This is a genomic window from Candidatus Synechococcus spongiarum (assembly GCF_900047545.1).
Classification (GTDB): Bacteria; Cyanobacteriota; Cyanobacteriia; order PCC-6307; family Cyanobiaceae; genus Synechococcus_B; species Synechococcus_B spongiarum_C.
The window spans coordinates 1-9,697 of the sequence record NZ_FITM01000086.1 but is presented as its reverse complement, the minus strand read 5'-3'; the positions used below and the strand labels follow the sequence as shown (position 1 = coordinate 9,697).

Below are 9,697 nucleotides of genomic sequence, written 5' to 3'. Positions count from 1 at the left end.
CTTCGTTATTTTCAATGTTGACGTTAAGGAAATGGGTCAGCTTGGGGAGATTGATCGTCCTGGGTGAGGCAGTAGATGATGCTTCCTTCCGTGTCCGCAGCGTAGTTCGATGGTGAACAGGTGATCACCCCGTCTTCAGGCCGACCACATTCATTCTCCGCCCGTGCCGCCCCAAAGGCGGCGAACACGACGGTCAGGGCCGTGGCAGTAGCGCCACAAGATACCTTTCCCCATGACGGGAAAGTCTGCTGGCCTCTGTAACTCCAACGGCAAGAATCAAATCCGGACATCTGCAGACCATCAAACGAACTGGGATTTACCCCAAGTCAAGCTGCCCTGTGTGGCTGCCACAACCTGGGCAATGGCCTGGCCCTGGGCAGCGTCATAGTTCCAGCGCTCCAGAAACGCCACATCCGCACCATGGCCCTCGGTTGCCGCCAGCAGTTGATCCAGGCGTTGCCGGACTGCAAGAGGATCCAGTTGAGTGAGGAGGGCCTGGGCGCGCCGTTGCACTTGCAGGGACCCTTGGGCCTGCTCCCCATGCCCCTGTCGCCGGTGTTCAAGGGCCATGGCGGTCCCCATGGCCAGATTGCGCACCACCAGATCCACCACCGCTTCCCCGCCACGGTGGAGCTGCTCCAGGACGGGGGTGGGAGGCTGATCCAGCAGGGGGCTGGGTCCTGTCAGGGCCACCACAAAAAAGCCACGGCGGCCGTCGGCGCTGCTCAGCAGGCCCGCCAACTGTTGGGCCAACGCCTCAGTGGTCATGGCGCCCGCTTGCCATTGCTGCAACAAGACCTCTGTACGGTTGATGGCCTCCGCAAAGGACAGGGGATGCTCCTGGTGCATGTTTCTCACTGCGCCCGTGGCCGCGGGCTTGGCACTCTGCCACAAGATGCCACAAGATGGGTAGACCGCAGCCCACTTCCCTGCAGGCATGGCAGGCTTGGGGTTGGGAGATCCATGCGCTGCTCTTGTCCCAGTCCCAAGCCAGAGCCCCGACGATCAAGGATGACCATGCTGTCACCCCACCCCCTCCGGGGCATCGCTCCGGCTTTGTGGCCCTGATCGGGCGCCCCAACGTGGGCAAGTCAACGCTGCTCAATCAGTTGGTAGGCCACAAAGTGGCAATCACCTCCCCTGTGGCCCAGACAACCCGCAATCGCCTGCGGGGTATTCTGACCCGCGCCACGGCCCAATTGGTGCTGCTGGACACCCCCGGCATTCATAGGCCCCACCACCTGTTGGGGGAGCACTTGGTGAACGTGGCGCGTTCAACCATTGGTGAGGTGGATCTGGTGTTGCTGCTCATGGACGGCAGCACACCCCCAGGCCGTGGGGACGCCTACATCACGCAACTGCTGCGCCACTGTGCCGCTCCACTGGTGGTGGGTCTCAACAAGCAGGACCTGGTCACCCCCAAACGGGCCACGGAATTGCAGCGCAGCTACCGCAGCCTGGTGGGCGGTTGTCCGTTCTTTGGTTTCAGCGCCTTGCATAGTGCCGGCTGTGAGCAGTTGGTGGAGGGCCTGAGCCAACGTCTGCCGGAGGGACCCCACCTTTACCCGCCCCATGCCGTCAGTGACCAGCCGGAGCGCCTGCTGCTTTCGGAGCAGATCCGGGAACAGGTGTTGCACCTGACCCGGGAAGAAGTTCCCCACAGCGTGGCTGTGCGCATTGACGACATCCGGGAAGAACGTCACTGCACCCGCGTCACCGCCGTGGTGCTGGTGGAGCGCAGCAGCCAGAAGGGGATCCTCATCGGCAAAGGGGGTGGCATGCTAAAAGCCATCGGCACCGCCGCACGGTTGCAGATACAGGCCTTGATTGCCGGTCCTGTTCATCTGGAACTGTTTGTCAAGGTGTCCCCCCACTGGCGCCGTCACCCGGGACGCCTGGCGGAGTTGGGCTACGGCAATGGGTGAGGATGGAGGGTGAATCCTGCTCAACAGTGTTGTGCCCGCCCCAAGCCCCGCACCCTTCCAACCGCCCGCCACTGTGGAGGAGTTGCTGGAGCGTTGCGCGGGCCGCTGGCTGAGTTTGCGCACCCTGGTCACCATCAGCCATGCAGAAGAAGGCTGGGACCAGAGCGAATCCTCACAACTGGAGTTCAGTTGGCAACCGGGGCAGGGAGGGCCTGAGCTGGGGGTGTTACGCCTCCACGGGACCCGGCAGCCGGACTTTCAACTGCACATGATGGACGCAGTCCAGGATCGGGAGGGCCGTTTTGCGGGCAGCGACGGCCGCCGTGGGCTTTGGCGGTTTAATGATGTGGACCACGTTCTGCAGCTCACCTGGTGCAGTGGTGATCAGCACTTTTATGAGCGCATCTGGTTCAGCAAGGCGAATCTGCGTCTCCGCAGCCGCACCATCTCCTGCAGAAACGATCCCTCAGCGGTGCAGGCCTGCGCTTTCTACTCTGAAATCCGCCGTCTGCAGAGCTGATGGATGAGCGGCAACCACAGGTGCCCTTGCGACTGGACGTGGTCAGCCTGTTTCCCCGGACTTTCCAGGTGCTCCACGGCTTGGGCGTCATCGGTCGGGCCTTCAGGTCGGGTTTGGCGGAGCTTCATACCCACAATCCTCGGGATTTTGCACCAGGTCCGCACCACAAGGTGGACGACAGCCCCTACGGGGGTGGAGCAGGCATGGTGCTCAAGCCTGAACCTGTCTTTGCTGCGGTGGAAGCCATTCCCGTGGGTCACCGCCGCCGCATCCTGCTCATGTGCCCCCAGGGACGCCCCTTCCGTCAGTCCGATGCCCAACGCCTCGCTGCCGACCACGACCAACTGGTGATGATCTGTGGCCACTACGAGGGCATTGATGAACGGATCCGCTGCCTGGCGGACGAGGAGTTGTGCGTGGGGGACGTGGTGCTCACCGGTGGGGAAATCCCAGCCATGGCCGTGATCAACGGGGTGCTGCGCCTACGACATGGCACCGTGGGACAGGCTGAATCGTTGCAACAGGAAAGTTTTTGCCAGGGCTTGCTGGAGTACCCCCACTACACCCGGCCCCGGTTGTTCCGGGGGATGGAGGTGCCTGGGGTGTTGTATAGCGGCGACCATGGTGCCATTTCCCGTTGGCGTCAGGCCCAACGGGAACAGCGCACTCGCCAGCGCCGCCCGGAGTTGCTACGGCACCCGTCTGAGACCATGGCCATGGCCAGTGAGCGCCCATGAACCTTCGCATCGGTCATGGTTACGACATTCATCGTCTGGTGGAAGGACGCCCCCTGATCCTGGGGGGTGTGACCATCGACCATTCCCTTGGCCTGGAAGGTCACAGTGACGCGGACGTGTTGGTCCATGCCCTGATGGATGCCCTGTTGGGGGCCCTGGCCCTGGGGGATATCGGCCGCCACTTCCCCCCTGACGATCCCCGCTGGCGGGGCGCCAACAGCCTGGTGTTGCTCCAGCAGGTGGCGGCTCTGGTGCGGGAGAAGGGCTGGCGGGTGGTGAACGTGGACACTGTGCTGGTGGCTGAACGCCCCCGCTTGCAGCCCCATATTCCCGCCATGGCTGCCAACACGGCTGCCCGGTTGGCCATCAGCCCGGACCGCGTGGGCGTGAAAGCCACCACCAACGAAACGCTTGGTCCGGAGGGTCGCGAGGAGGGAATTTCCTGCTCTGCCGTGGCGCTGCTGGTCCACGAACCGGACCACCGCCATGACCAATGAGGACAGGGGCCTGAATCTAGACCTGGACCGCCGCCGCCGCCTGGGCATGGTGGAGGCCGTCTGGGGGGCAGACAAGACGGTTGACCAAATTGTCGCGGCCGCCCGCCGCTTGTGTGCTGCCGGGGAAACCCTGTTAGTGACCCGGGTGGACGAAGCCAAAGCCAGGGCCGTGCTCCAGCAACTTCCCGCCCTGCGTTACCACCCCCAGGCCCAGTGCATCACCATGGGGAAGGGCATGACAGGTGGCCCATGGCAGTGCTTGGCCCTGCTGACGGGGGGCAGCAGTGATCTGCCCGTGGCCGCGGAGGCCTCTGTCGCCCTGGCCTGCCATGGGGTGGAGGCGGAGTTGATAGCCGATGTGGGCGTGGCAGGGCTTCATCGCCTCATGGCTCGGCTGGACCACCTGGCCCGGTTCCCCGTTCTGATTGTCTGTGCCGGGATGGAGGGCTCTTTGCCCACGGTGGTGGCTGGTCTCTTGCCCCAACCGGTCATTGCCGTTCCCGTTTCCGTGGGCTATGGCGTTGGCGCAGGCGGCCATGCGGCGTGTATGGGGATGCTGGCCAGTTGTGCCCCTGGTCTCTGTGTGGTGAATATCGACAACGGCTACGGCGCCGCCATGGCGGCCTTGCGCATCTTGCGCACCCTGCCCATCGAGAACACTGAGGGCCAGGCCAGTCAGGCGCCCGGCTAGGTGGCCCAGTTCAAGGCATCCAGCACGGCGCCGCAAGTAGGAAACACTGTGCGGAAAATGGTCTGGGCCCCACAGGCAACGTCCCGGTGTTCCGCTTGGGTGCTGGGCTGAGTCCGCAGGGCGATGTAGTGAATCCAGCTTCGGCAGTTGCCGGTCATGTAGAGGGTGGTGGTGGTGGCCACCGGCAGCACCGCACGGGCGCACTCCTTAGCAATCCCTGCAGCCAGCAGTTGGCGGTAAAGCTGGTGGGCGGCATCCAGTTGGAGCTGGATTTTGCCCTGCCAATGGCGCACCACCTCGGGGGGCAGCGTATCCAGGGACGCCTGACGGTCTTTGGGGTGAGGGCTGCGAAGCCGGGGCATGGCCCATTGCACGGGCACTTGCTCCTCACCTGCATAACGGCGGGAAAGCTGTTGGAAGCAAAAGCTGCGGTGCCGCAAAATCTGGGTGGCGATATCCAGGGTGGTAACAATCTCCAATGTCATGGAGGCGTGTTCGAACACGCTCCAGTGGCCATGGCGGATGCAATAGCTCAGCAGACGCCCATGGTCCGAGTTGGACTGGTTGGCCGGATTGCTGACCCTGGCCACGTAGGCCATGAAGGCTTCAGGATCGGGGGTGTGGCTCTGGAGCTTGACGTGCATGCTGGCCAAGGCAGCGTCACCGCAAGATGCCCATCACCACCACCAGGACAGCAGTCCCGATGCCCAGAGCAACGAAAATCCGTTCCCTGGGCTGAAGATAGCCACGACGGCCCACGGGCGCCTGCCCCCGCCGCGACCAAAAGTCCCGACTCAACTGCCGCTCTCTGTCTGTAACCACAATCGGATTGCCTGAGATGGGAAGCGTGAGCGTTCAGCTTAAACCGTCGGGATTGTGGCCGTTACTCACCAGGGTGACCAGTAGCCGGTTTCACGGATCGATGCTCTGCGCTGTGTTCGGGTTCACTCCACCTTGCACCACCGCGCCCCATGTGTTAGAGTAATTGCTTGTGCATATGGGAGCTGTGCCTGAGCGCTAGCCAGGCCTCCAGCCTCACTGCACAGGCTCATCCATGGGGATGGGCCTTCGGGTTGATCTATCCGGCTTGGGTCGTGGTTGATCAGAGGAAACTGACGCCTTGCGGCAGGTCGCTGCTGCGGTGCTCAAGTCCCGGCCCTCTTGTTACTGCATCGTCGGGTTGACCGCGTATCAAAGCCGTCAATCTGCCCTCGGACTAGCCCTGCCGCCCACACCGGCAACGGTCACTTTCGATCACGGTTCAGTGTTGCCCTGGGCTTCCCATGGCCCGGCATGACCCTGCTGCTGAAGTTACAGCCCTTTGCCCATGTCCATCGGCATCCTCGGCACCAAACTGGGCATGTCCCAGTTCTTTAGTCCGGACGGCAAAGCCGTACCGGTGACGCTCATCCAAGCCGGCCCTTGCCGGATCACCCAGCGCAAAAGCATGGCTCGGGACGGCTACAGCGCCGTCCAAATTGGATATGGCGAGATTCGCGAGAAACTGGTCAGCCTGCCTGCCAAAGGCCACCTGGCCAAAAGCGGTGACACCCTGCTCCGGCATCTTCGTGAATACCGTGTTCCCGCCGATGAGGCTGTGGAGACGGGCACCGTCCTCACTGTGGCCCAGTTTGAGCCGGGTCAGGCAGTTGACGTGAGTGGGGACACGGTGGGACGTGGGTTTACGGGCTATCAGAAGCGCCACGGGTTTCGTCGTGGTCCCATGAGCCATGGCTCCAAGAACCACCGCCAGCCAGGCTCCATTGGCGCCGGCACCACGCCGGGCCGCATTTATCCGGGCAAGCGCATGGCCGGTCGTTACGGGGGCAAAGCCGCCACCATGCGCAAGCTGATGGTGATCAAGGTGGACCCTGACCAGCATCTGCTGGTGGTGAAGGGTTCAGTTCCGGGCAAGCCCGGATCCCTGCTGAGCATCCGTCCCAGCCGCAAGGTGGGCGGCCAATGATCTGCCTGATGTTCACACTGGAGAATCATGGTTAATTGCGTTGTTCACAACTGGGAGGGTGAGCAGGTGGGTGAGGCCCACCTTGACCTGAAGGCTGCCCGTGAGGGCACAGCGGTTCACCTGCTCCATGCTGCCCTGGTGCGGCAGCAGGCCAACCAGCGCCAAGGCACCGCCAGCACCAAGACCCGTGCTGAGGTGCGCGGCGGTGGACGCAAGCCCTTCAAGCAAAAGGGCACGGGTCGGGCGCGCCAGGGTTCCATCCGCACCCCGCTGCGCCCTGGTGGCGGCATCATCTTTGGTCCCAAGCCCCGCTCCTACGCCAAATCCATGAACCGCAAGGAGCGGCGCCTGGCCCTGCGCACGGCGCTGATGAGTCGGGCGGAGGATTGGGTGCTGGTGCAGGAGTTCAATGCTTCCATCAGCACACCCAGGACTAGGGACCTGCTGGCGGCCCTGGAGCGTTGGGGCGTTGCGCCTGACGCACGGGTGCTGCTTGTGCTCAAGGTGCCAAGTGAGGCTGTCGTCAAGTCGGCCCGTAACCTGCCCCGGGTCCACCTGATCCGGGCGGATCAGTTGAACGTCTTCGATCTGCTCCACGCGGACAAGCTGGTGCTCAGTGAAGACGCCGTTACCACCATCCAGGAGATCTACAGCGATGGCTAAATGCTTTGCCGGACGCCTTGCGGACGTGGTGCGGGCGCCTTTGATCACCGAAAAGGCCACCCGTGGCATGGATCAGAACCAGTACACCTTTGCGGTGGATCCACGGGCGGCCAAGCCAGACATCAAAGCTGCTGTTGAGCAGATGTTTGACGTGAAGGTGATTGGCGTCAGCACCATGAATCCACCGCGCCGCAAACGGCGGGTGGGACGCTTTGCCGGCGAGCGGTCCCAAACCAAGAAAGCTGTGGTCCGCCTTGCCGAAGGCAGCAGCATCCAGCTCTTCCCCGAATCCTCCTGAGGCGCTGCTCCATGGCTGTTCGTAAACTCAAGCCCTACAGCCCTGGCACCCGCACCCGGGTGGCCGGGGACTACAGCGAGATCACCCGCCGGGAGCCTGAGCGCTCCCTGGTGGGCGCCAAGCACCGTGCCAAGGGTCGTAACAACCGCGGCGTGATCACCTGCCGCCATCGGGGCGGCGGCCACAAGCGCCGCTACCGCCTGGTGGATTTCCGCCGCGACAAGCATGGCGTCAAGGCTCGGGTGGCTGAAATTCAGTACGACCCCAACCGCAATGCCCGCTTGGCGCTCCTCTTCTATGAAGACGGCGAAAAGCGCTACATCCTCCAACCCCAGGGCGTTGCCGTGGGCAGTGAGGTGATGGCCGGACCGGATGCTCCCATTGCCCTGGGTAATGCCCTGCCGTTGTTTGCCTTACCCTTGGGCACGACGGTCCACAACGTGGAACTCTACGCCGGGCGGGGTGGCCAGATGGTGCGCACCGCAGGGGCCAGTGCCCAGGTGGTGGCCAAGGATGGGGACTACGTGGCCATCAAGCTGCCCTCCACCGAGGTGCGGCTTGTCCGCAAGGAGTGCTACGCCACCATTGGCGAAGTGGCCTATGGGGAAGTGCGCAACACCAGTCTGGGCAAGGCTGGTCGGCGCCGTTGGTTGGGACGACGCCCCCAGGTGCGCGGCAGTGTCATGAACCCTTGCGACCACCCCCATGGGGGTGGTGAAGGCCGGGCGCCCATTGGCCGCTCAGGACCCGTGACACCGTGGGGCAAACCGGCGCTGGGCCTCAAAACCCGCAAGCGCAACAAGCCCAGCGACCAATACGTGTTGCGCCGTCGCCGTCGTGTATCCAAGCGCAGCCGCGGTGGTCGCGACGCCTGATGACTTTCCCCTCTACCTGACCTCCCATGGGACGCTCCCTCAAAAAAGGCCCCTTCGTGGCTGTAAGCCTGATGAAGAAGGTGGAGAAGCAAAACGCTTCCGACGACAGGTCCGTGATCAAGACCTGGTCACGGGCCTCAACCATCCTTCCGGACATGATTGGCCACACCATCGCTGTTCACAACGGCAAGACCCACATCCCCGTCTACATCACCGAGCAGATGGTGGGCCACAAGCTGGGTGAATTTGCCCTGACCCGTAGCTACCGGGGCCATGGCAAAGACAGCAAAGGTTCACGCTAAGGATGTAAGACCATGACCGATCTCACCAGGACCCCAGCCCGGGCCACAGCCAAGTTTGTGCGGGGATCCGCCAGCAAGGTGCGGCGTGTGCTCAACCAGATCCGTGGCCGCAGCTACCGGGATGCCCTGATCGTGCTTGAGTTCATGCCCTATCGGTCCACGGCAATGGTCACCCAGGTGCTCCGCTCTGCCGTGGCCAATGCCGAGCACAACCTGGGCCTGGATCCCGCCACCTTGGTGATCACCAAGGCCACGGCTGATATGGGTCCCTCCATGCGGCGGTATCGACCCCGTGCCCAGGGTCGGGCCTATCAGATCAAAAAACAAACTTGCCACATCAGCATTGCTGTGGCTCCACAAGACACCTGATTGCCATCCGAGCCATGGGCAACAAAATTCACCCGACAGGTCTGCGACTGGGGGTCATCCGGCCCCACCTCTCCAGTTGGTTTGCAGACAAGAAGACCTACCCGCTCCTCCTGCAGGAGGACGACACCATTCGCCGTCACATCACCAGGAAATACACCTCTGCCGGGATCAGCGATGTGCGCATTCAGCGCAAGGCGGATCAGTTGGAGGTGGAGTTGAGGACAGCACGGCCCGGGATGCTGGTGGGCCGTCAAGGCAGCGGTATTGAGGAGTTACGCAGTGGCATCCAAACCGCCATCCGTGATCGCAGCCGCCAGGTGCGCATCAACGTGGTGGAGGTGGAGCGTGCTGATGCTGATGCCTCCCTGATGGCGGAGTACATCACCCAGCAGTTGGAGAAGCGGGTGGCCTTCCGTCGCACCATCCGCATGGCCGTTCAGAGGGCCCAGCGGGCTGGCGTCATCGGCCTCAAGCTGCAGATCAGTGGCCGCCTCAACGGCGCTGAAATTGCCCGCAGCGAGTGGACCCGGGAAGGGCGTGTCCCCCTCCACACCCTGCGGGCGGACATTGACTATGCCAACAAGACCGCCCGCACAACCTACGGGGTGCTGGGTATCAAGGTGTGGGTGTTCAAGGGGGAAGTGCTTCCAGACGAGAAACAGCCTGCGGCCCCCATGGGGGCTGTGCCACGGCGCCGGGGGGCTGGTCGGGCCCGCCAGAATTTTGAAGACCGCTCCAACGGGGAGTGATGGGGGGATCTGAACCATGCTGAGTCCAAAACGGGTCAAGTTCCGCAAGATGCAGCGGGGTCGCATGCGGGGTGTTGCCACCAGAGGTAACACCATCGCCTTTGG

General features: G+C 63.2%; 15 protein-coding genes and 1 pseudogene. 13 read left to right on the top strand and 3 right to left on the bottom strand.

The genetic code is table 11. The features are described from left to right. Positions 1-300 precede the first annotated feature (300 nt). Positions 301-939, bottom strand: coding sequence for a sll1618 family protein (locus FLM9_RS03445; RefSeq protein ID WP_257242990.1), 639 nt, complete (start codon positions 937-939; stop codon positions 301-303). 35 nt (positions 940-974) lie between these two features. Between FLM9_RS03445 and era the strand changes: the two genes are divergently transcribed. The 5 genes from era to larB are packed head-to-tail and all read left to right on the top strand — an operon-like array spanning position 975 to position 4,370. Continuing rightward, complete coding sequence (gene era, locus FLM9_RS03440) at positions 975-1,925, top strand: GTPase Era (protein ID WP_438801330.1); 951 nt, start codon at positions 975-977, stop codon at positions 1,923-1,925. A 31-nt stretch (positions 1,926-1,956) separates the two neighbouring features. After that, complete coding sequence (locus tag FLM9_RS03435) at positions 1,957-2,445, top strand: phycobiliprotein lyase (RefSeq protein WP_074457273.1); 489 nt, start codon at positions 1,957-1,959, stop codon at positions 2,443-2,445. Beyond that, complete coding sequence (gene trmD, locus FLM9_RS03430; RefSeq protein ID WP_074457272.1) at positions 2,445-3,182, top strand: tRNA (guanosine(37)-N1)-methyltransferase TrmD; 738 nt, start codon at positions 2,445-2,447, stop codon at positions 3,180-3,182. The genes FLM9_RS03435 and trmD overlap by 1 nt, the downstream gene beginning before the upstream one ends. Then, the gene (gene ispF, locus FLM9_RS03425; protein WP_074457271.1) at positions 3,179-3,679 is read left to right on the top strand and encodes a 2-C-methyl-D-erythritol 2,4-cyclodiphosphate synthase; all 501 of its coding nucleotides are present in this window, start codon (positions 3,179-3,181) and stop codon (positions 3,677-3,679) included. Before trmD ends, ispF begins: the two co-directional genes overlap by 4 nt. After that, positions 3,669-4,370, top strand: coding sequence for a nickel pincer cofactor biosynthesis protein LarB (gene larB / locus FLM9_RS03420; protein WP_074457270.1), 702 nt, complete (start codon positions 3,669-3,671; stop codon positions 4,368-4,370). Before ispF ends, larB begins: the two co-directional genes overlap by 11 nt. On the opposite strand, the gene thyX is transcribed toward larB, so the two are convergent. Further along, positions 4,367-5,014 (bottom strand): FAD-dependent thymidylate synthase, encoded by a 648-nt coding sequence (gene thyX / locus FLM9_RS03415; protein WP_074457274.1) that lies wholly within the window; start codon positions 5,012-5,014, stop codon positions 4,367-4,369. The two genes, larB and thyX, sit on opposite strands and share 4 nt — an antisense overlap. Positions 5,015-5,030: 16 nt before the next feature. Next, a complete protein-coding gene (locus FLM9_RS08110) occupies positions 5,031-5,192 on the bottom strand; it encodes a hypothetical protein (protein WP_180365283.1) in 162 nt (53 codons plus the stop codon). Positions 5,193-5,697: 505 nt separating this feature from the next. Here FLM9_RS08110 and rplC point away from each other — a divergent pair. The 8 genes and pseudogenes from rplC to FLM9_RS03375 form a co-directional block, all read left to right on the top strand. Further along, positions 5,698-6,336: a 50S ribosomal protein L3 gene (gene rplC / locus FLM9_RS03410; protein WP_074457269.1), complete on the top strand. Its 639-nt coding sequence runs from the start codon at positions 5,698-5,700 to the stop codon at positions 6,334-6,336. Between the two features lie 27 nt (positions 6,337-6,363). Then, a complete protein-coding gene (rplD, locus tag FLM9_RS03405) occupies positions 6,364-6,999 on the top strand; it encodes a 50S ribosomal protein L4 (RefSeq protein WP_074457268.1) in 636 nt (211 codons plus the stop codon). Then, positions 6,992-7,297 carry a 50S ribosomal protein L23 gene (locus FLM9_RS03400; RefSeq protein WP_074457267.1) on the top strand — a complete coding sequence of 102 codons (306 nt, stop codon included), beginning with the start codon at positions 6,992-6,994 and terminating at the stop codon, positions 7,295-7,297. Before rplD ends, FLM9_RS03400 begins: the two co-directional genes overlap by 8 nt. A gap of 11 nt (positions 7,298-7,308) precedes the next feature. Continuing rightward, a complete protein-coding gene (gene rplB, locus FLM9_RS03395; RefSeq protein WP_074457266.1) occupies positions 7,309-8,172 on the top strand; it encodes a 50S ribosomal protein L2 in 864 nt (287 codons plus the stop codon). Positions 8,173-8,198: 26 nt separating this feature from the next. Then, positions 8,199-8,474, top strand: coding sequence for a 30S ribosomal protein S19 (rpsS, locus tag FLM9_RS03390; RefSeq protein ID WP_074457265.1), 276 nt, complete (start codon positions 8,199-8,201; stop codon positions 8,472-8,474). Positions 8,475-8,486: 12 nt separating this feature from the next. Next, the gene (gene rplV, locus FLM9_RS03385; protein WP_074457264.1) at positions 8,487-8,843 is read left to right on the top strand and encodes a 50S ribosomal protein L22; all 357 of its coding nucleotides are present in this window, start codon (positions 8,487-8,489) and stop codon (positions 8,841-8,843) included. A 14-nt stretch (positions 8,844-8,857) separates the two neighbouring features. Then, the gene (rpsC, locus tag FLM9_RS03380; protein WP_074457263.1) at positions 8,858-9,592 is read left to right on the top strand and encodes a 30S ribosomal protein S3; all 735 of its coding nucleotides are present in this window, start codon (positions 8,858-8,860) and stop codon (positions 9,590-9,592) included. A gap of 16 nt (positions 9,593-9,608) precedes the next feature. Then, a pseudogene (locus FLM9_RS03375) lies at positions 9,609-9,697 on the top strand (50S ribosomal protein L16); the annotation flags it as partial.

Excerpts from the sequence above, each read along its gene's own strand:
- rplD (WP_074457268.1), top strand. The coding sequence starts at position 6,364 with ATGGTTAATTGCGTTGTTCACAACTGGGAGGGTGAGCAGGTGGGTGAG.
- ispF (WP_074457271.1), top strand. The coding sequence starts at position 3,179 with ATGAACCTTCGCATCGGTCATGGTTACGACATTCATCGTCTGGTGGAA.
- rpsC (WP_074457263.1), top strand. The coding sequence starts at position 8,858 with ATGGGCAACAAAATTCACCCGACAGGTCTGCGACTGGGGGTCATCCGG.
- rplB (WP_074457266.1), top strand. The coding sequence starts at position 7,309 with ATGGCTGTTCGTAAACTCAAGCCCTACAGCCCTGGCACCCGCACCCGG.
- larB (WP_074457270.1), top strand. The coding sequence starts at position 3,669 with ATGACCAATGAGGACAGGGGCCTGAATCTAGACCTGGACCGCCGCCGC.
- FLM9_RS03400 (WP_074457267.1), top strand. The coding sequence starts at position 6,992 with ATGGCTAAATGCTTTGCCGGACGCCTTGCGGACGTGGTGCGGGCGCCT.
- rplV (WP_074457264.1), top strand. The coding sequence starts at position 8,487 with ATGACCGATCTCACCAGGACCCCAGCCCGGGCCACAGCCAAGTTTGTG.
- rplC (WP_074457269.1), top strand. The coding sequence starts at position 5,698 with ATGTCCATCGGCATCCTCGGCACCAAACTGGGCATGTCCCAGTTCTTT.
- trmD (WP_074457272.1), top strand. The coding sequence starts at position 2,445 with ATGGATGAGCGGCAACCACAGGTGCCCTTGCGACTGGACGTGGTCAGC.
- rpsS (WP_074457265.1), top strand. The coding sequence starts at position 8,199 with ATGGGACGCTCCCTCAAAAAAGGCCCCTTCGTGGCTGTAAGCCTGATG.
- FLM9_RS03445 (WP_257242990.1), bottom strand. The coding sequence starts at position 939 with ATGCCTGCAGGGAAGTGGGCTGCGGTCTACCCATCTTGTGGCATCTTG.
- thyX (WP_074457274.1), bottom strand. The coding sequence starts at position 5,014 with ATGCACGTCAAGCTCCAGAGCCACACCCCCGATCCTGAAGCCTTCATG.